Genomic DNA, 20,850 nt, shown 5'->3' with positions numbered 1-20,850 from the left:
GCTCGCAGACAAAGGAATCGTTTATGCAAATTGCTGTTAATGCCGCTTGTTTACGACAGGACATGCCTGCCGATACGGGGAGTGTGGCAACGGAAATAATACTGGCGATGTGCCGGCAACAGCCAGCCCATCAGTTTACCTTTTTTTTTGATGGGGAGATACCCACCGGACTGGACTTTCCGGCCAATGTAACCAAGGTGTTGTTGCCACTGAAAGGCAATAAGCCCTGGCATCTGTATTGGTGGCAGGAATGGCAGCTGGTGCGGGCGATGAAGCCTTTCCGGCCGGATCTGTTTCTCGGGCTGGATGGTGCATTGCCCTTGCGTAGTAAGGTGCCTGCGGGCTTATTATTGCGGGATTTATCTTTTTTACGGGACGCCGGTTTACAACCCGGTGTACAGCAACGTTCCCTGAAAAATAATATCACCAAATACCTGGAGCGTGCCAGGAGGGTGGCGGTATTATCGGATACCGGTAAAGAAGAACTGCTTCGGTATGCACCCGGCGTGAAAGATAAGCTGGTGCGCCTGGATACGGGTATCGCTTCCGGGTACAAACCCCTGGAATGGGAGCAGCGGGAAGCGGTAAAGAAAGCATTTGCCGGTGGGGCAGAATATTTCCTGGTAACAGGCAGTATGCATCCACGGAACAATATACTGCCGGTGCTGAAAGCATTTTCGGCCCTGAAGAAAAGGCAACGGAGTAATATCAAACTGGTACTGGCCGGGCGGATTACCCAGGCGGGCGCTGATATTGCCACTGCTTTACAAAGCTATAAGTTCCGCCAGGATGTGGTTTGTATAGAAAACGCCGATGAAGATACCCTCGCCCGGCTTACGGGAGGGGCTTATGCACTCGTATATCCGTCGAGGTTTGAGGGGCTTGCGTTACCTATCTATGCAGCGCAGCGTTGTGAAGTGCCGGTAATAGCCCTGGATAGTCCGGCAGCAAGGGAAGCCGGCGGAGATGCAGTATTATACGCTGATCCGGCCAGCCTGGACGACCTGTCTGAGAAGATGAGTCTTTTATATAAAGATGAACAACTGAGGGCCCGTTTGCTTGCAAAGGCGCCTCCGGCAAAGCCTTTCAGTAGTTGGGAATATGCTGCGGAGCAGTGGTGGTTGCAGCTCACAGGAAGCGGTTTTTCCAAAATCACTAAATGATGGCTATTTTTGCGCTTTAATTGAAAATCATGAGTAAAGTATCTACCATAAAGATCCAGGTTGGACTGGACGATCAGAAAGTGCCCGAGTCAATAGAATGGAGCGCTACCGATAACAAAGATGAGCGGATGTTGAAGGCCAAGGGCATGATGGTGTCTTTCTGGGATTCAGCAGAGAAGGCGGCCCTGCGCATCGATCTGTGGACAAAAGACATGATGGTGGATGAAATGGCGGACTTCTTTTTCCAGACCATGATGACCATGGCCGATACCTATGGAAGAGCGACTCCTTACAAAGACCAGGCAGACGATATACGTGTTTTCGCGAAAGACTTCTTAAAGAAGTTCCAGGCAAAACAGGCTGCCGAAGAAGGAAAATAATCCATTAAACCTTACGATATGTCATTAGAATTAACTATCAACGCAGAGATCAAAGCTGCAATGCTGGGCAAAAAGGAAGCAGACCTGCGTGCACTCCGTGCTATCAAGGCGGCTATCCTCGTAGCTAAAACAGCAGAAGGCGCCAGCGGAGACCTCACCGAAGCGGACGAGTCGAAGTTGTTGCAGAAACTGGCCAAACAGAGAAAAGATTCCCTGGAAATTTTCCGGGCACAGAACCGTGAAGACCTGGCCGTAAAAGAAGAAGAAGAACTGGTAGTAATAGAACGTTTCCTCCCCAAACAGATGAGCGAGGCAGAATTACGTACAGCCATCACTGATATTATTGCCACCACCGGCGCCAGCTCTCCCGCAGATATGGGTAAAGTAATGGGCGTTGCCACCAAACAACTGGCCGGTAAAGCGGACGGAAAAGCTATTTCCGCCCTGGTGAAGGAACTGCTTACCAAATAGCGAGGTCTGATATTTAACCGCCTGATATGGGATATTCGATAGATAACCATCTCCCGGAAAACAAAAAAATCAGTAGGTTAAATATCAGATTCCCTATATTTCTATCATGCCTATAGACATTATTTTTGCTATCATCATGGTATTTGCCATTTACCGGGGATACACCCGGGGATTGATAGTAGCCTTATTTTCCTTTGTGGCAGCCATATTCGGCCTGGCCGCAGCGCTGAAACTAACAACTGTTACCGCTTTATATGTGCAGGAACATTGGGAAATGCATACCCGGTGGGTGCCTGTCATCTGCTTCATCTGCCTTTTTTTGGGTGTTATTTTACTGGTAAGACTGGGAGCAGGGGCGTTGCAGAAGCTGGTAGAACTGGTAATGTTGGGCTGGCTCAATAAACTGGGGGGAATACTGTTGTATAGCGTTATATTTATAATAATTTACAGTGTAGTGCTTTGGATGGCCAATCAGGTGTACTGGCTGAGCCCCGAAACAAAGCTGCAATCTGTAGTATATCCTTATATCGAGAATATTGGCCCGTGGGTATTGGATCATATGGGAAGCGTGATCCCGGTTTTTAAGAATATGTTCGCCCAGCTGCAGGCATTTTTTGAGCAGGCTGCCCGGCATATTCAACCTGGTTAACTCGTTCCAAAGATTATTTAGATTAATAAAAAGAATTATTTTAGCGTAAAATTGACTTTCAAGATTTGGCAATGGATTACGAAATCAAAACACAGGGTAAGTTTAATTTTATAGAAGAAGGAGAAGGAGAACCACTGGTATTATTGCATGGACTGTTTGGTGCTTTGAGCAATTTCTCGCACATGATCGAATATTTCCGGCAGTATAACAAGGTTGTGATTCCGATGTTACCCCTGTACGATTTAAACATCCTGGAAACATCGGTAGGCGGACTGGCCAAATATGTGCACAAGTTTATTGAGGCCAGGGGATACAAAAATGTGCACCTGCTGGGCAACTCACTGGGAGGTCATGTGGCATTGGTTTACCTGCTGAAACACCCTGAAGCTCCTATTAAATCACTGATCCTTACCGGCAGCTCCGGCTTGTTCGAGAATGGAATGGGTGAAACCTATCCTAAACGCGGCGACTACGAGTATATCCGCAAGAAAGCAGAACTTACTTTCTACGATCCGAAAATTGCTACCAAAGAACTGGTAGACGAAATGTTTGAGATAGTGAACAACCGCCTGAAGGTGATCAAGATCATTACCCTGGCAAAATCAGCCATCCGCCACAATCTGGGCGATGAACTGAAAGATATTCAGCAACCAACTTTACTGATCTGGGGACAGAATGATACCGTTACGCCACCCATGGTCGGAGAAGAATTTAAAAAGCTGATACCTAATTCTGAACTGCAGTTGATTGATAAATGCGGCCATGCTCCGATGATGGAGGTGCCGGAAGAATTCAACAAAATTCTGCACGCTTTCCTGGAGAAACTGAAGTTTCAACCTGCCAGTTAAACCGGTACTTTCCCGGCAGCAAAATGACTACACCAACAGGTGCAGTGACTTCGCGTACATGTAATTTCTTTTTCTGTTGGCATATTCTTTACTATTATTGTATCAGAATACGCTAACATGATCGCCAGAGAACTCATATCTTCAGTACCTGTTCTGCATCCTTCGGATTCAGGAGCAAAGGCACTGCGCCTGATGAACGAATATCATCTGACGCAGCTGCCGATGGTAGTAGATAGCAAATACCTGGCCCTGGTGGAAGAAGACGATATCATGGATCTCGAAGATCCGGATGTACCCCTGGAATCTATGGAGTACAGCAGTACCCGCCCGGCTGTCATGGAATATGCTCATCTCTTTGAAGCACTCAAACTCTTTTACGACTTTAAATTATCTGCCCTCCCGGTAGTTACCAAGGAAAATGAATGCCTCGGCATCATTACCAAAGATAACCTGCTGGCAGCGCTGGCCAGGTACAACGGCGTAAAGGAACCCGGTGGTATCATCGCTTTTGAAGTCGATCCCCGCGATTACGCACTCAGCGAAATTGCCCGCATCGCCGAATCAAATGATGTGACCCTCCTGAGTGTCAACACCATCACTAACCCGGAAACCGGCAAACTCGAAGTAGTACTCAAAACAAACCGCCAGGAACTACAAGGCCTGCTCGCTACTTTCGAACGCTTTAACTATGTCATCAAGTACGTCTTCGCAGAAGAACCCGAAGAAGAACTGCTGAAGAAAAACTACGACCTGCTGATGAATTATATCAGTATGTAAAATCCTGAGAAAGACAATTTCCATAATCGGTTTTTATTATATTTGGATATTGTCAACACTTTTAAACTGTTTTAAGGACCTACATGCTGAAATGCTGTTTCTACCTGCTGGCGATAGTCTGCCTGTTGGGATTCGTGATACCGGAGAATGCGGAAGGACAGTCTGTACCTGCAAAGGATAGCAGTTACCTTGTAGTGCGCAATATCATCGTTGCGGGTAACAAACAAACCCGCACCTCCATCATCCTCCGGGAAATAAGCACCGTTCCCGGCGATACCATTTACCTTCACGACCTGGCTAACACCCTCGAAGAAAGACGCAAGCAATTACTCAATACCTCTCTGTTCCTCAACGTTACCGCCAATGTGAAGAACTGGAACAATAACGAAGCCGACATCGTGTTTGAAGTCTGGGAGCGCTGGTACACTTTCGCCTATCCCATCTTCAAACTGGCAGATCGTAACTTTAATCAGTGGTGGGTAGAAAAGAACCATAGCCTGAGCCGCGTGAATATAGGGGTAAGCGGTACCCAGGAAAATCTCACCGGCCGCAACGACGCGTTGAATGCCGCCCTGCAGTTCGGTTATACCCAACGCTTCGCCTTACAATACAACATTCCCTATATCGATAAGCATTTCCGCCATGGCCTCGGTATTATCGCTTCCTATAACCGTAACCGTGAGGTAAACGATAGCACCAGCAACAACAAACAACAGTTTTTCCGGAAAGATGAATTCCTGCGCCAGGTATATACCGTAGGTCTCAGTTATAGCTACCGCCGCGCTATTAATACCCGTCACCAGGTACTCGTGAACTATAACTACGAGAAAGTGGCAGATTCGGTCGCCATCATCAATCCCAACTACCTGGGTAAAGGCCGCACCCGCATCCGTTTCCTCGATATCACCTACCGGCTTACCTATATCAAAGCCGATAGCTGGGTATACCCGCTGAAAGGAATCAGTATACAGGCCGAAGTGGGTAAACGTGGCGTGCCTCCGTTCGATGACATCGATGATGTGCATTTCAAACTGAACATGGCAAAATACTGGCAGCTAAAGCCCAAAACCTTCCTGGCGCTGGGCATCCGCAGCATGGCCAAATTCTCAAACGAACAACCCTACATCAACCAGCAGGCGCTGGGCTACCACGATGATTACCTGCGCGGTCTCGAATATTATGTGATCGACGGAACCAGCTTTGCGATCCTGAAATCCACTCTTCGCCAGGAACTGGTGTCTTTCAAGGTGAAACTACCAATTGTACCCAAGAAATTTAATACAGTTCCCGTGCGCATTTTCGCTAAAGCCTTTGGTGATGGTGGTTATGCCAATAACAGATTTCCGGGCAACAGCTTCCTGAATAACCGCTTCCTGTACACCGGCGGCTTCGGACTCGACATCGTTTCTTTCTATGATACCTGCCTGCGGATTGAGTACAGCTTTAACCAGTTAGGGCAAAAAGGCCTATTTTTACACACGAGCGTGGATATGTGAGCTGCCTTTAGTTGTTAACTGTTGACTTGTAAAAGCCGTCATAAACAGTGCCGCTAAAGGCGGAAGCGAACCGCTAAAAGCTTAAATAATTATGCAGGTAGCACTATATAGCAGGGGATTTATTACAGAAGATATTTCAAACATCCGCCTGTTACTGGAGGAGTTAAAGCGGGCCGAAATTACCGCCATCATTTACGAACCTTTTTTCCGGACCCTTCAGCAGCACATTTCTTTTGAAGAAACACCCACCCTGTTTTCCGCAGCAGAGGATCTGCCGGGTAAAATAGATTTCCTGGTGAGCCTTGGTGGAGACGGCACCCTCCTGGATACCGTTTGTTATGTACGTGATACCAATATTCCCGTGATAGGGATCAATTTTGGCCGCCTGGGCTTCCTGGCCAGCATTGGTAAGGAAGAAATCTATGCGCTGGTACAGGCGCTCCTGAACCGCACTTACGTGGTAGATCAGCGGTCGCTCCTCCATCTCGACGCGAACATTCCCTTATTCGGGGATGTGCCGTACGCCCTGAATGAATTTACCATCCACAAGAAAGATACTTCTGCAATGGTAAAAATCCACACTTATCTGAACGGAGAATTTCTAAATACTTACTGGGCAGATGGCCTCATTGTGGCCACTCCTACGGGTTCTACGGGATATTCCCTGAGTTGCGGGGGGCCTATCGTATTCCCCGATGCCGGTAATTTTGTGATCACCCCGGTGGCTCCTCACAACCTGAACGTAAGGCCTATCATTGTGCCCAACGATAATATTATTTCCTTTGAGGTAGAAGGCCGCAGCGATCAGTTCCTCTGTACGCTCGACAGCCGTATGGAAACCATTGATAACCGCGTACAGCTGGCCATCAAGAAAGAAGCGTTCAAACTGAGTTTACTGCGCCTGGACGACAGTAATTTCCTGCATACCCTGCGAAATAAACTGCTGTGGGGAATTGACGCGCGAAACGCTATTAAAATATAGAATTGTAAAATATATTGTTACATTTACAAATATATTGCCCGCTGATTGTAATATAAATTATGCCCCGTGGAGGATGCAAGCGCCAGATAAGTTAGCATAATCGTCAGCCATACATTAAATAAATCCGGCATTTTAGCGTTTAAGTAGAACTGATTTATGCTGAAACCACTTCTATATCCTAAATACATCGTTTTAATATTGCTGGTGTCAGCAGGCTGTCTGTATGCAGAACGTGCTGCTGCGCAAAATGAGCTGGAATATGTGGGGGAGTTGGGTTTGTCTGTGGGAGGCGCGCAATATTTCGGGGATCTGAACACCCGTGGGGCTTTAAATACCCTGAAACCTGCGGTGGGTATTTATTACCGCAAGTACATGAATGATTATGTCGGTATCCGTTTGCACGGCCGTTATATGCAGCTGGGGTATTCTGATACCTACAATAAAAATGAGTTTCAGAACCGCAGGAACCTCAGTTTCAATACTAACTTATGGGAATTGTCTGTCCAGGGCGATTTTAACTTCTTCCGGTTTGAGCCGGGGAGTTTATATGAGCGTTTTTCCCCCTATCTGACGGGAGGGGCGAGTATTTTTTATTTTAATCCTTACGCCTACCTGAACGGGCAGAAATATTTTTTGCAACCCATGCGTACGGAAGGGCAGGGATCGCCCCTGTATCCGGACCGGAAGCCTTACAGCCTGGTTTCTTACGCCTGGCTGATCGGCGGCGGGTTCAAATATAATATTTCCAAGAAAGTGAATGTTGGACTGGAAGCGTTGTACCGCTTCACTCAAACCGACTACCTGGATGATGTGAGTACCACTTATGCCGGCCCTGGCGCGTTTCCGACATTCTCAAACGGCCAGCCCACGGTGGCAGGGCAATTGCAGGACCGGTCCGGCGTGAAAGGCACGCCTATCGGGGTAACAGGCCGGCAAAGGGGCAATAGCCGGGATAAAGATCAGTTCGTTACGATTGAATTAACGATCAGTATTCTTTTTACTTCTTACAACTGTAAATTTTAATTTACGGCAAAAATACTTTCTACGGGCGGGCTTTCCATACCTGCGAACCGCCATGATAAGTCTCCGAATTTGCTTAAATCCCCACTGGTATTGAATTCGCTGTTAAAACTACGTTAAAACACCTTCTTGGGCTTTGCCAAAAAAGTCATTACTCTATTTTTGTATCTTTGCACCCTTTTAGTAAATCTGTTAAATCTGTTTTAATACGCCTGACACAAATGAGCTTGAAGGATAAATTGGACTTACAACGGTTACCGCGCCATATAGCCATTATTATGGACGGGAACGGCCGTTGGGCAAAGGAGCGGGGACAAGACAGGCTGTACGGGCACCACGAAGGGGTAGAAAGTGTGCGTAATATAGTGACGACCTGTGCAGAACTGGGGATAGGCTATCTGACCCTATACGCGTTTTCTACCGAAAACTGGGACCGCCCGGTTTACGAAGTTAATGGCATCATGGAACTGCTCGTAAACACTATCCGTATGGAAGTGAATACGTTATCAAAAAATAATATCCGGCTGAGCGTCATAGGCGACATGGAAATGTTACCTCCCCAATGCCAGCGGGAAATGGAAGAGGCCATTGCCCTTACCAGCCAGAATACCGGCCTCAATCTCATTATGGCTCTTAGCTACAGTGCAAGGTGGGAAATCGTGAATGCAGCCAGGAAAATAGCCCTGGATGTGAAAAATGGAGCCCTGGACCCGATAGCTGTGACGCCAGAGGTATGGGAAAAATATCTCTGTACCGCCGGCCTGCCGGACCCTGAATTAATGATTCGTACCAGTGGAGAATGCAGGATCAGTAACTTCCTACTATATCAACTGGCCTACGCGGAACTGTATTTTACAGATACCCGCTGGCCGGACTTCCGCAATGAACATCTTTACCAAGCCATCTTAAATTACCAAACCAGAGAACGGCGCTTTGGCAAAACAAGCGAACAAATTCAGCAGAATGAAGAAATTATTTCCTAAGGGCCTTCTGGCTATAGCATTATGTTGCAGTGCAGGCATTCGTGTATCCGCTCAGCAAAAAGATACCGTGCCCCCCACGCAGCCCCCTGCTAACCCGCCGGCCGTTTCTCCTATCAATATTGGGAGTCCGCAACAGTACGAAATTGCCGAGATCACCGTTGCCGGTACCCAATACCTGGATAAATCATTGCTGCTGTCGCTTTCCGGCCTCAGTGTCGGTGATAAGGTAACCTATCCGGGTGGTGATCAGTTTACCAAGGCTATCCAAAGCCTCTGGTCACAAAGACTGTTTGCTGATGTGACCATTTATGTGACCAAAATCGAAGACAATAAGATCTGGCTGGAAATAGGATTAACGGAAATGCCCCGCATGTCCTCCTTCATTTTCAGGGGAATCAAAAAAACCGAAGCGGACGATATTACCACCAAAGCCGGTTTGCGTAAAGGAAGTGTGATCACACAAGCCATGAAGCAAAACGTTATCGGAGTGGTTCATAAATTTTATGCTGATAAAGGATTTGGTAACGCCAGCGTTAAAATCGAGGAAAGAGGAGATACCGGCCAGGTAAATTCCAAACACGTCATTTTTAACGTAAGCAAAGGCAGTAAGGTACGTATCCAGGATATCAATATCGTGGGCAACTACAACCTCGCTGATAACAAGATCAAGAAGAAAATGAAAGGAACAAAAGAACGTTCCCGTTTCACCCTTCACCCTGATCTGGAACAGGTTTACGTGGATTCCCTGGCACAACCGGATGAGTTCTGGCAAACCTATGGCTTCCTGCAGCCTACCCGCGCACTGGACAAACTGGATCCGTATTTCCGCTTTAAGCTGTTCAGCTCTGCCAAGTTCAACGAAAACAAGTACCTGGAAGATAAAGGCAAGGTAATTGGCCTCTATAACTCCAAAGGTTACCGCGATGCCGTTATCGTAAGAGATACCACCTATAAAACCCATTCCCAGAATCTGAATGTTGACATGCAGATCTCTGAGGGTAAAAAATATTACTTCGGTGATATTACCTGGAAAGGCAATACCCGTTACTCCGACTCCGTGCTGACCCGTATCCTGGGTATTAAGAAGGGAGATATCTATAACCTGGAACTCCTGGAAAAAAGAATCGGTAAACAAATGTCACAGGAAGGCGGCGATATCAGCGGCTACTACATGGACTATGGCTACCTGTTCTTCCAGATCGATCCGGTGGAAATCGGCATCCGTGGCGATACCATCGACTACGAAATCCGTTTGAGAGAAGGACCACAGGCTACTATCAAGGAAGTACGTATTGCAGGTAACGAAAAAACCAATGAACACGTGATCCGCCGTGAGCTGCGCACCATTCCGGGTGAAAAATTCAGCCGCCAGGATCTGATCCGTTCCAACCGTGAAATCGCCAACCTCGGCTTCTTCAACCCGGAAAAGATCGGGATGAACCCCGTACCAAACGTACAGGATGGTACAGTGGATATTGACTATACCGTAGAAGAAAAAGCCAATGACCAGCTGGAGCTGTCTGCAGGTTGGGGTGGTTATATCGGGTTAACCGGTACCCTCGGTGTTACGTTCAATAACTTCTCCCTGCGTAATATCTTCAGAAAAGAAACCTGGGATCCGTTACCAAGTGGAGACGGACAGAAATTATCTGTACGTGTATCTTCCAATGGTAAAGCATACCGTTCCTATAACTTCTCCTTCACTGAGCCATGGCTGGGAGGTAAGAAAAGGAACCAGTTTTCCGTGAGCTTCTACAGCAGCTACCAGAATCCTTACGCATACAGCAACTATTATAAACTGCCCGGAGATACTACCACTTCTACTGATGGTCACTTCAAAGTATTAGGTGCTTCCGTTTCATTGGGTAAACAGCTGAAATGGCCGGATGACTATTTCACCCTGATCTACTCCGTGAACTATCAGCAGTACAAGCTGAAGAACTATAACTACTTTGGTATTGCCGGTTTTGAAAACGGTACTTCCAATAACGTCAACATTAAACTGACGCTGTCCCGTTCTTCTGTGGATCAGCAGATTTTCCCGCGTAGTGGTTCCAACTTCATGGTATCTGCGCAGTATACGCCGCCATACTCCCTGTTTAATCCTGACAAGGATTACTCCAAGGAACCGGCTTCACAGCAGTTTAATTTTATCGAGTACCAGAAATACCGCTTCAACGCAGAATGGTACGTGCCTTTGAGCCGTCCGATGGGTAGCGATAACAAGACCTTTGTATTAAAAGTAGCCGCGAAGTTTGGTTACATCGGCCGTTACAACAACCGTACAACCCTGTCGCCATTCGGCCGGTTTGAAATGGGTGGTGATGGTTTGAGTAACTTCGCTATCTACGATCGTGATATCATCTCCCAGAGAGGTTATCCGGTGTATTATACTTCCGATCCGAGCATCAATCCTGAAAACGGTCAGCCTGCCAACTATTCCGGCTTTACTGTCTTCAATAAGTATGTGATGGAACTGCGGTATCCGTTCAGTCTGAATCCAAGTTCCACGATCTTTGGTCTGGCCTTCCTGGAAGCTGCCAATGGTTACAAGGATCTGAATGAGTACAACCCTTTCAGATTACGTCGTTCTGCCGGTATCGGTATGCGCTTCTATCTGCCGATGTTTGGTTTGCTCGGATTTGACTATGGTATCGGGTTTGATCGTCTGCAGCCAGGTGGTGGTCTGAAAGACGCGGCCAAGTTTACATTTATGCTCGGGTTTGAACCAGAATAATGTGAAAATAAATTATATATTGCAAGTTTAACCGTCATTTGGTTTTGCGAAAAATCTATTGTAGCATGAAGAAATTATTTATTACAGCCGCTATTGTTCTGGCGATGGGCAGTGCAGCAAGTGCACAGCGCTATTGCGTGATAGATACAAAATATATCCTGGAAAGCATTCCGGAGTACAAGGAGTCACAGAAAAAACTGGATGCCGTTGCTGAACAGTGGCAGAAGGAAATTGACGCCAAATTCCAGGAAGTGGATAAGATGTATAAGTCTTACCAGGCAGAACAGGTAATGCTCACCGAAGAACTGAAGCGCAAGCGTGAAGATGAGATCGTTGCCCGTGAAAAAGAGGCAAAGGATTTGCAGAAGAAGCGTTTCGGTTACGAAGGCGATCTTTTCAAAAAGAGGGAAGAACTGGTAAAGCCGATCCAGGATAAGATCTACAATGCAGTGCAGAAGCTTTCTGCCGGCAGGATGTACGACTTTGTGCTGGACAAGGCCGCAGGTGCCACCGTTATATTTTCTGATCCCAAACTCGACAAAAGCGAAGAAATTCTGAAGTCATTGGGAGTGAAGAAGTAAACCCGTACCTATTTTTTAACTATAAGTATTTAAATTTTTTTAAACACAGACAACATCATGAAGAAGTACGTAATTATTGCTTTTGTGGCGGTTACCGGTTTGTTCAGCGTGAATGCAATGGCACAATCCAAAGTAGCGCATATCAATGCACAGGCACTGGTAGCCAGCATGCCGGAAGCTAAGAAGGCAGAAACTGATCTGCAGACTTTTGCACAAGGACTGGAAGGTGATGGAAAAGCACTGGTAGATGAGTATACGAAGAAAATGAAGGAATTCGATGATAAAGCGGCCACTATGACCGACAACATGAAAGAAATCAAAGGCCGTGAAATCCAGGATGCTCAGAAACGTATCCAGGACTACCGTGAAGGCGCTGAACAGAAAGTACAGGCTAAACAGCAGGAACTGCTGAAACCTATCTACGATAAAGCCCGTAAGGCCATCGAAGATGTAGCCAAAGAAAAAGGTTACGGTTATGTAATCGACAGCTCTGCTGGTATGCTGCTGGTTTCTCCTGCTGCAGACGATATCCTGGCAGCTGTTAAAACCAAACTGGGTATTAAATAATTAATATTCTTAATACAGAAGGTGGAATGTGGTGAAAACTGCATTCCACCTTTACATTTAAGAATTCTCATTTTAATTTTACTTTTCAAATATTTTCTGCTACCTTTGCCTTCCGTTTTAAAAAACACAATACTTTAATCCGGGAGTTTTAGTATAGTACAGGTAAAAACAAAAAAAAGAAATGAAACGTACTTTTCAACCGCATAACAGACGCAGAAAGAGCGTTCACGGCTTCAGAAAGAGAATGGAAACTGCTAATGGCCGTAAGGTATTGGCTTCCCGTAGAGCAAAAGGTCGTAAGAAGCTGACTGTTTCTGACGAGCGTAAGCTGAAATAATTATAGTAGCTAAATACTATTTGCCATAAAAACTTATTCTTTTACTAAGGAAGAAAGGTTAAAAAGCAGAAAACTTATTGAAACGCTTTTTCGTGAAGGAAAAGCGTTTTCTGTTTTTCCGTACCGGGTAGTTTACATGCCGTTGAAAGAACCGGGTAAATACCCTGTGCAGGTAGGTTTTAGCGCTGCTACCCGCAAATTCCCTCATGCGGTAGACCGTAACCGCATTAAACGCCTCGGCCGCGAAGCCTGGCGCCTGCAAAAGCAGGAACTCTATGACCACCTCCGCACCCAATCCCGGAACCTCGCGGTTTTCCTCATCTACACCGACAAAAAAATCGCTGATTTTTCTACCCTGCAAGACAAAATTTCGGTAATTTTAAAAAAGCTGCAAACCAGCACTTAGCTTAGTATTAGCGGTGAGCATAGAGCGGATTGCAGCCCAACCAACGGAGTTGGTTTACTTTACCCGAGCCTGACTGCTAAAAGCTAAAAGTTGTTTTATGAATCGTGTTGTGCGTTGGCTGAGTTATCCTTTTATTTTCCTGATAAAGATCTACCAATGGTTTATCTCGCCCTTCCTGGGCAGTAAATGCCGTTATACCCCCACCTGCTCGCAATACGGGCTGGAAGCCTTTAAAAAATATGGCCCCTTCAAGGGCGGCTATCTCACCATAAAGCGTATATTGTCTTGCCATCCCTGGGGTGGCCATGGATATGACCCGGTACCATAATCACCGGTAGCCAGCTTTTTAATCGTTCATCTTATATACCCGTTGCATGCGTGCGTTTTTTAATAAAAGAAAGAAACTGACAGCAGCACTGCTTTTGCTGATTACCACAGCAGGCATTTTTGCTTTCAATGAAAACGATAAATACTTCCAGATTGCTAAAAACCTGGACATTTTCGCGGCTTTCTACCGTGAACTGAACACTTACTACGTAGATGATCTGCCGCCCGAAAAAGTGATGCGCAAAGGCATTGAGGCCATGCTCGAAGAAACAGATCCCTTCACCGACTTTGTTTCCGAAGAAAATCTTGATGACCTCAAATTTATGGCTACCGGTAAATATGGCGGCGTAGGCGCTTCTATCAATACCAATGGCGAATGGACCGCTATCACCGACGTATACGAAGGCAGCCCCATGGACAAAGCCGGCGTAAAACCCGGTGATATCATCGTGAGTATGGATGGTAAATCCAGCAAAAACGTAGCACAGGAAGAGATCAGCAGGCAACTCAAAGGCGCTGCCGGCACCCCGCTGGACATGGTATTCCGTAATCCGGCCACCGGCGTGGAAACTCCTAAAAAGATCATCCGCGAAGAAATCAATGTAAAATCAGTCAGCTATGCCGGCATCGTAAAAAATGACATCGGCTATATTAAGATGACCCAGTTCACCGAAAACAGCGGTAGCATGGTGCGTAAAGCGGTAGAACAACTGAAACAGGCCAACCCCGCTATGAAAGGACTGATCCTCGATCTGCGCGGCAATCCCGGCGGCCTGCTCGATGAAGCAGTGATCGTAGCCAATATCTTTGTAGATAAAAATAAACTGATTGTTAGTACCAAAGGAAAAGTAAAAAACTGGGACCGTAATTACGAAACCTCCGAACAGCCGGTAGATGTACACCTGCCACTGACGGTACTTACCAATCATTCTTCCGCTTCTGCTTCTGAAATAGTGGCCGGCAGCATACAGGACCTCGATCGCGGCCTGGTAATCGGTCAGCGCTCCTATGGCAAAGGCCTGGTGCAAACTACCCGGCAACTGCCTTATAATACCAAACTGAAAGTTACCACAGCGAAGTACTATACGCCCAGCGGGCGCTGTATCCAGGCGATCGACTACTCCCATCGCAACGATGATGGCAGCGTAGATTATGTGCCGGACTCCCTGCGTAAATCATTTACCACGGCTGGTGGCCGTTCTGTAAAAGATGGCGGCGGTATTGAACCGGATGCAAAAGTAGACCCTACTTATATCAGCCAGGTAGCTATTACCCTCATCCGCAAGCAGTTTATCTTCGATTATGCTACTAATTATTATTACAGTCACCCGAAAATAGCTGCTGCCGGCTCATTCTCCCTGTCGGAAAATGACTTCGCCGATTTTGAACGCTATCTTGATAACAAGGACTATAGCTACAAAACCCGCAGTGAAGAAGCGCTCGACTCCTTTAAAAGCACCGCTAAGAAAGAGAAATACTATGAAGCGGTAGCTAAAGAACTGGAAACGCTGGAAGCGAAAATGAAACATGATAAAAAGCAGGACCTGCTGAAAAATAAAACAGAAATAAAACGCTTGCTGGAAGAAGAGATAGTAAACCGTTATTACCTGCAGAGAGGCCGGATCATCAAATCCCTGGATTGGGATAACGAGGTGAATACAGCAGCCGATATCCTGCATAGCCCCGCAAAATATAAGCAGTTGCTGATGGCTGCGAAATAATCTTTCAGCAGCCGGTATAAGCAGGCCTGCAGGTGAGTATCGCTATCAGCGTGCTTATTTGCAGGCTTCTTTGTTTCCCATCTCCCCGATTCTCATATAAATTATGAATTCCGGGAGAATAATTATATTTTGAGTGTCTCAGTGAATAATAAACAGTTATCATTTTTTCAACCTAAACAGGTGTAATCATGCCAGTAAATTCCAATGAAGACTCTCGCCGGAGTTTCATCAGTAAATTTGCCAAAGGAGTAGTAGGAGCGTCGCTGCTGCCCAGTATCCTGACCGCAGCAGACAAGAAAAGGAACATTGAATCTCTTTCCCGCCTGAAAGAAAAATACAGTCCCAACGATCAGATCCAGATAGCACTGATAGGTGCCGGTGGCATGGGTACCGCAGATGCCAATACAGCTATCACGGTGCCTGGTGTGAAATTGATTGCAGCCTGTGACCTGTATGATGGTCGTTTGGCAGATGCTAAAAAGAAATGGGGCAACGATATTTACACCACCCGCAGTTACCAGGATATCCTGGATAGAAAAGATATTGATGCCGTGATCATCGCGGTGCCCGACTTCTGGCATAAGGATATTTCCGTAGCTGCTATGAATGCGGGTAAATCCGTTTACTGCGAGAAACCAATGGTACACGATATCACCGAAGGTCCTGCAGTAGTGGAAGCGCAAAAACGCAACGGCAAGGTAGTATACCAGGTAGGTAGCCAGGGGATGAGCTCTCTCGGAAATGAGAAAGCCCGTCAGCTGCTGAAAGACGGTGCTATCGGTAAACTGAACTATGCAGAAGGTTTCTGGGCACGTATGTCGCCTACCGGTGCATGGCAGTACCCGATTCCTGCCGATGCTTCCACCAAAACAGTGGATTGGACCACTTACCTCAAAAACGCACCAAAGCGCGATTTTGACCCGTTACGCTTCTTCCGCTGGCGTAATTACAAAGACTATGGTACCGGCGTATCCGGAGATCTGTTCGTTCACCTGTTTTCCAGTCTTCACCTGGTAACCGGTTCTCTCGGTCCAAATAAAATCATGGCTACCGGTGGATTGCGTTACTGGAAAGATGGCAGGGAAGTACCAGACATTATGCTGGGTATGTTCGATTATCCTGAAACTGAAATACACCCTGCGTTTAACCTGTCTCTCCGCGTAAACTTTGTAGATGGTACCGGTGGTACCAACTACCTCCGTATGGTGGGTAGCGAAGGCTCTATGACCGTAGAATGGGACAAAGTGACCCTGTTCCGCAACGATGTACAGGTAGATGAAAACGATCCGCTGGCGGCGGCCAATGCGGCAGCAGCCAACAACGGAAAATCGTATACCTATCACCGTGCGAACATGCTGGATCCGGAGAAGATGATTTATGAAGCAGAGAAAGGCTATAAAGGCGCTCACTTTGATCACTTCTATAACCTGTTCAATGCCATGCGTACCAATGGCAAAGTAGCGGAAGATCCTACCTTCGGATTCCGTGCTGCTGCACCGGCGCTGTTGTGCAACGAAAGCTACTTCAATAATAAGATCATCCACTGGGATCCTAAAAATCTGAAAGTAGTCAGCTGATCAAACAATTGGTTAAGCATATAAAAAAAATCCCGTCAAGGCTTGCCTGACGGGATTCTTATTTTAAAGCGGTTTCGCTTAGATAGCAGCTTCGTAGCGTTTGCTGATCGCGCTCCAGTCAACCACGTTCCAGAAAGCTTTCAGGTATTCCGGACGACGGTTTTGATATTTCAGGTAGTAAGCGTGTTCCCATACGTCTACACCCAGGATTGGCGTGCCTTTTACTTCGGCAACATCCATCAGCGGGTTATCCTGGTTAGGTGTGGAGGAAACTTCCAGTTTGCCATCCTTTACGGTTAACCATGCCCAGCCGGAGCCGAAGCGGGTAGCGCCTGCGTTATTGAATTTTTCCTGGAATGCTTCGAAAGAACCAAAAGTGCTGTTGATAGCATCGCCCAGTTTGCCACTTGGAGTACCGCCTGCGTTAGGTGCGAGGCTGGTCCAGAAGAAACTGTGATTCCAGTGGCCACCGCCGTTGTTTCTTACAGCCGGGCTGATTTTACCGGCATTAGCTACCAGTTCTTCCAGCGATTTGTTCTCGTTTTCTGTGCCTGCTACTGCCTTGTTCAGATTGTCTACATAAGCCTGGTGGTGCTTACCGTGATGAATTTCCATTGTCAGTTTATCGAAATTCGGTTCTAACGCGTCAGTTGCGTATGGTAAGCTTGGAAGTGTAAATGCCATAACTCAGATTTTTATGGGTTTTAAAATATGATTTCTTGATAGTCGCCAAATTTACTGCCAATCCGTTAAAATTTAGCGATTTAATTATTTGATCACTTAGATAATTGATTTCATAGACCTTCCGGGCGATGAAACCATTTTCTATATACACAATTAAGTGAAATCAGCCAATGCCTGGGCTTGATCATATGGAAAATTATTTTATATTTACGGATACTCGGTTTAACAGGACGTAACATTAGGCATATTTCACGTGTGCTTGGTTGTTGTTTACCTATTGTTTGTTTAAAACTTATAGTATGCAGACAGGCTCGGACTCGGGGCTACATTTTTCCCTCAATGCCTTACAGAAGGAAAATGAGCATTTAAAAAATCGTATCCATTGGTTGGAGAGCGTTTTACATCATGTACCCGCCATGATCTACAGTTATGATAACAATAATAAAGCTGTTACCTGGTGTAATGAACGCCTGGCAGAAACAGTGGGCTTCTCTTCTGATGAGATGACCGGAATGGGCATGGAATTCTTCCGGAATATTATGCATCCGGACGACTTCAAACTCGCAGCAGTAGCACAGCAATCCTTTATCAATAACAAGGCGCAGTTTGGCGGTCTTGCACGGATCCGGAAAAAAGGAGAAATTGATTACCGCTGGCTGCTCGGTCTGGAAGTGCCTTTTACACATGATAAGAACGGAAGAGTAGTGGAAATTATCTGCGCTTTCCTCGATCTGACCAATGCCATTGATACCAATGCGCAATTGTCGGAAGCACTGAGTGCGATACTGCGCCGGCAGAATGAAACCCTTTTCAATAAACTCACTCCACGGGAAAAAGATGTACTGGGCATGGCTGTCAAAGGATTGAACAACAAGGAGATTGCACAATCGTTGAACCTTAGCCGTTATACTGTTGAAACCCACCGTAAAAACATACGGTTGAAATTGAAGGTGCGTAACACTTCTGAACTGGTAGCGATTGCAAGGAAGATAGGCTTCGAATAAATATAAAGGAGAAGAAAGTATCAGCAGGTAACATTATAACCCCCTGCTGCCTGCAGACGTTTTTTTTAGCATATATGCATAGGAATCATAATTTTAAATTGTATTTTCCTGAGAACCAATAAAGAAAGGAAAAAGTTTGTTAAAACAGATTTGCTAAAAATTGCTAAATATTTCAAAAATACCCAAGATTGGGTATTTGCTCGTTTTTGAAACTCCACTAATTTAGTGAATTAAATACTACGTATGTTTTTTAAACATCCGATATGATTATTAGCTGAAATACCCCTATGACTATGATAACCGAGGAAAGAGCATTTGATATTCTGCAATTGGAAGACTCTGCTACTGCAGAAGAAATTGTGGCCCGCTACGAAATTCTGAAAGATCAGTATAGAAAAATAAAAGATGAAACCGAAGATCTGAGAACCCGGCTAGCCTACCAATTGAAACAGATTGAACTGGACGACGTATTTATATATTTCAGAAGAAAACAAAGAATATAGAGGATTACTGACTTAAACTTTTTTTAGTATTCATTCGTTGTGTTTTTAAGCTCAGTTTTCATCCATTGTTCTATTTCTTTTTTCTCCACACCGGTACGCTTCGATTACATATCCGAAGGGATTACTATGCCCGACTCTGCCTGTTGGCTTTATTTCATTATATTTACTAGCTTAAACCCTACCTAAAACAATCGAGCTATGAATGTTATCTGGATCGTGTTAGTAGTGCTGGCTTTAGTCGTCATACTATCATCGTTTGTTACAGTGCAGCAGGGAAACATTGCTGTGACTACCATCTTCGGTAAATACAACCGTGTACTCTTTCCAGGGCTGAACTGGAAAATACCCATTATTGAAAAAGTTTTCAAACGGGTATCTATCCAGAACCGCTCTGTGGAACTGGAATTCCAGGCGATCACTATCGATCAGGCCAATGTGTATTTCAAAGCGATGCTCCTGTATGCCGTATGGAACCAGGAAGAAGAAACGCTGAAAAATGTTGCCTTTAAATTTATGGATGAAAGAAGCTTCATGCAGGCGCTCGTGCGTACCATTGAAGGATCTATCCGTGGATTCGTAGCTACAAAAAGACAGGCGGAAGTGCTGGGTCTGCGTAAAGACATCACAGAACACGTAAAAGAACAGATCGATAAAACCCTGGAAGAATGGGGCTTCCATCTGTTGGATCTCCAGATGAACGATATCACTTTCGATGAAGTTATCATGAAATCCATGGCACAGGTAGTAGCCTCCAATAACCTGAAAGCAGCAGCTGAAAACGAAGGTCAGGCATTACTGATCACTAAAACAAAAGCAGCGGAAGCAGATGGTAACGCGATTAAGATCGCCGCAGAAGCAGAGCGCCAGGCCGCTCAGCTGCGAGGTATGGGTGTGGCCCTGTTCCGGGAAGAAGTGGCCAAGGGTATGAGCATGGCTGCCAAAGAAATGCAGCAGGCCAACCTGGATACTTCTGTGATCCTGTTCTCCATGTGGACAGAAGCGATCAAGCACTTTGCTGAAAATTCAAAAGGAAACGTCATCTTCCTGGATGGTTCTTCTGAAGGAATGGATCATACCATGAAACAGATGATGGGCATGAATAAACTCATGGATTCCAGCAAGAAATAATTATCTTCTTTGTTCAAAGAAAGTTTTCATTAGTTGTAAACTTTCTTCGCTGCACGGACCGGCTTCCAGTTTTGTTTTCGGATGAAACGGGGACCGGTCTCCGGTAGCTCTCCGGTAGCTGTTCTTATCATCTGCCACTGCATATACAATCCTGCCGATCTTACTCCAGTAAAGCGCTCCCGCGCACATCAGGCAAGGCTCCACCGTTACATATAACGTAGCTTCCATCAGGTATTTACTGCCCAATGTATTGAATGCGGCTGTTAAAGCTATCATTTCCGCATGTGCCGTACAGTCGTTTAATCTTTCCACATGGTTATAACCACGGCCTATAATGCGGTTGTTCAATACTACTACCGCCCCGATAGGTACTTCTCCGTCTTCAAAGGCCTTGCGTGCTTCCTGCATGGCCTGCCGCATAAAATGTTCGTCCGTCATAATAGCTGTTAACTTTTAGCGGTTAACTATTAGCTGCAAAAGCTGATAGCCAACCGCTGTCAAATGATGTT

23 protein-coding genes are annotated in these 20,850 nt (G+C 45.9%); 21 read left to right on the top strand and 2 right to left on the bottom strand.

What is annotated here, in order from left to right; genetic code table 11:
- The first annotated feature begins 23 nt into the window (after positions 1-23).
- From BMW79_RS01725 to BMW79_RS01640, 18 genes are all read left to right on the top strand, one after another.
- Entirely contained in the window at positions 24-1,163 is a 1,140-nt protein-coding gene (locus tag BMW79_RS01725; RefSeq protein ID WP_089889720.1) for a glycosyltransferase family 4 protein, read from the top strand.
- A 29-nt stretch (positions 1,164-1,192) separates the two neighbouring features.
- Positions 1,193-1,543: a gliding motility protein GldC gene (gene gldC / locus BMW79_RS01720; protein ID WP_089889717.1), complete on the top strand. Its 351-nt coding sequence runs from the start codon at positions 1,193-1,195 to the stop codon at positions 1,541-1,543.
- A gap of 18 nt (positions 1,544-1,561) precedes the next feature.
- Positions 1,562-2,014 (top strand): GatB/YqeY domain-containing protein, encoded by a 453-nt coding sequence (locus BMW79_RS01715; RefSeq protein WP_089889714.1) that lies wholly within the window; start codon positions 1,562-1,564, stop codon positions 2,012-2,014.
- 106 nt (positions 2,015-2,120) lie between these two features.
- Complete coding sequence (locus BMW79_RS01710; protein ID WP_089889711.1) at positions 2,121-2,663, top strand: CvpA family protein; 543 nt, start codon at positions 2,121-2,123, stop codon at positions 2,661-2,663.
- A gap of 71 nt (positions 2,664-2,734) precedes the next feature.
- Positions 2,735-3,511 carry an alpha/beta fold hydrolase gene (locus BMW79_RS01705; protein ID WP_089889709.1) on the top strand — a complete coding sequence of 259 codons (777 nt, stop codon included), beginning with the start codon at positions 2,735-2,737 and terminating at the stop codon, positions 3,509-3,511.
- Between the two features lie 117 nt (positions 3,512-3,628).
- Positions 3,629-4,288, top strand: coding sequence for a CBS domain-containing protein (locus BMW79_RS01700; RefSeq protein ID WP_089889706.1), 660 nt, complete (start codon positions 3,629-3,631; stop codon positions 4,286-4,288).
- An 83-nt stretch (positions 4,289-4,371) separates the two neighbouring features.
- On the top strand, positions 4,372-5,784 hold the full coding sequence (locus BMW79_RS01695) for a POTRA domain-containing protein (protein WP_089889703.1): 1,413 nt from the start codon (positions 4,372-4,374) through the stop codon (positions 5,782-5,784).
- Positions 5,785-5,875: 91 nt separating this feature from the next.
- The gene (locus BMW79_RS01690; RefSeq protein WP_089889699.1) at positions 5,876-6,766 is read left to right on the top strand and encodes an NAD kinase; all 891 of its coding nucleotides are present in this window, start codon (positions 5,876-5,878) and stop codon (positions 6,764-6,766) included.
- Between the two features lie 156 nt (positions 6,767-6,922).
- Positions 6,923-7,789 carry a type IX secretion system protein PorG gene (gene porG, locus BMW79_RS01685; protein WP_089889697.1) on the top strand — a complete coding sequence of 289 codons (867 nt, stop codon included), beginning with the start codon at positions 6,923-6,925 and terminating at the stop codon, positions 7,787-7,789.
- 218 nt (positions 7,790-8,007) lie between these two features.
- Positions 8,008-8,769: an isoprenyl transferase gene (locus BMW79_RS01680; protein WP_177192010.1), complete on the top strand. Its 762-nt coding sequence runs from the start codon at positions 8,008-8,010 to the stop codon at positions 8,767-8,769.
- Positions 8,750-11,506: a BamA/OMP85 family outer membrane protein gene (locus BMW79_RS01675; protein ID WP_089889695.1), complete on the top strand. Its 2,757-nt coding sequence runs from the start codon at positions 8,750-8,752 to the stop codon at positions 11,504-11,506. Before BMW79_RS01680 ends, BMW79_RS01675 begins: the two co-directional genes overlap by 20 nt.
- A gap of 65 nt (positions 11,507-11,571) precedes the next feature.
- Entirely contained in the window at positions 11,572-12,087 is a 516-nt protein-coding gene (locus BMW79_RS01670) for an OmpH family outer membrane protein (protein WP_089889692.1), read from the top strand.
- A gap of 57 nt (positions 12,088-12,144) precedes the next feature.
- Positions 12,145-12,654: an OmpH family outer membrane protein gene (locus BMW79_RS01665; protein ID WP_089889689.1), complete on the top strand. Its 510-nt coding sequence runs from the start codon at positions 12,145-12,147 to the stop codon at positions 12,652-12,654.
- 181 nt (positions 12,655-12,835) lie between these two features.
- A complete protein-coding gene (rpmH, locus tag BMW79_RS01660) occupies positions 12,836-12,991 on the top strand; it encodes a 50S ribosomal protein L34 (protein WP_012788729.1) in 156 nt (51 codons plus the stop codon).
- Between the two features lie 13 nt (positions 12,992-13,004).
- Positions 13,005-13,397 (top strand): ribonuclease P protein component, encoded by a 393-nt coding sequence (locus BMW79_RS01655; protein ID WP_317042891.1) that lies wholly within the window; start codon positions 13,005-13,007, stop codon positions 13,395-13,397.
- Positions 13,398-13,494: 97 nt separating this feature from the next.
- Positions 13,495-13,725, top strand: a complete 231-nt coding sequence (gene yidD, locus BMW79_RS01650) for a membrane protein insertion efficiency factor YidD (protein ID WP_089889683.1) — start codon at positions 13,495-13,497, stop codon at positions 13,723-13,725.
- A gap of 46 nt (positions 13,726-13,771) precedes the next feature.
- Positions 13,772-15,445, top strand: coding sequence for a S41 family peptidase (locus BMW79_RS01645; RefSeq protein WP_089889680.1), 1,674 nt, complete (start codon positions 13,772-13,774; stop codon positions 15,443-15,445).
- A 188-nt stretch (positions 15,446-15,633) separates the two neighbouring features.
- Positions 15,634-17,022 carry a Gfo/Idh/MocA family protein gene (locus BMW79_RS01640; protein WP_089889677.1) on the top strand — a complete coding sequence of 463 codons (1,389 nt, stop codon included), beginning with the start codon at positions 15,634-15,636 and terminating at the stop codon, positions 17,020-17,022.
- 78 nt (positions 17,023-17,100) lie between these two features.
- On the opposite strand, the gene BMW79_RS01635 is transcribed toward BMW79_RS01640, so the two are convergent.
- Positions 17,101-17,706 carry a superoxide dismutase gene (locus tag BMW79_RS01635; protein ID WP_089889674.1) on the bottom strand — a complete coding sequence of 202 codons (606 nt, stop codon included), beginning with the start codon at positions 17,704-17,706 and terminating at the stop codon, positions 17,101-17,103.
- 299 nt (positions 17,707-18,005) lie between these two features.
- Between BMW79_RS01635 and BMW79_RS01630 the strand changes: the two genes are divergently transcribed.
- The 3 genes from BMW79_RS01630 (at position 18,006) to BMW79_RS01620 (ending at position 20,341) form a co-directional block, all read left to right on the top strand.
- Complete coding sequence (locus BMW79_RS01630; RefSeq protein WP_089889671.1) at positions 18,006-18,710, top strand: LuxR C-terminal-related transcriptional regulator; 705 nt, start codon at positions 18,006-18,008, stop codon at positions 18,708-18,710.
- 287 nt (positions 18,711-18,997) lie between these two features.
- Complete coding sequence (locus tag BMW79_RS01625) at positions 18,998-19,213, top strand: hypothetical protein (protein WP_089889668.1); 216 nt, start codon at positions 18,998-19,000, stop codon at positions 19,211-19,213.
- 198 nt (positions 19,214-19,411) lie between these two features.
- Positions 19,412-20,341, top strand: coding sequence for an SPFH domain-containing protein (locus BMW79_RS01620; RefSeq protein ID WP_089889666.1), 930 nt, complete (start codon positions 19,412-19,414; stop codon positions 20,339-20,341).
- Here the strand turns inward: BMW79_RS01620 and BMW79_RS01615 are convergent, their stop codons facing one another.
- On the bottom strand, positions 20,342-20,779 hold the full coding sequence (locus tag BMW79_RS01615) for a nucleoside deaminase (RefSeq protein ID WP_089889663.1): 438 nt from the start codon (positions 20,777-20,779) through the stop codon (positions 20,342-20,344).
- Positions 20,780-20,850 lie beyond the last annotated feature (71 nt).

The organism is Chitinophaga arvensicola, assembly GCF_900110835.1.
Lineage (GTDB): Bacteria > Bacteroidota > Bacteroidia > Chitinophagales > Chitinophagaceae > Chitinophaga > Chitinophaga arvensicola.
Note: the sequence above shows the minus strand (reverse complement) of the source record. Positions and strands in the feature narration are given on the sequence as shown.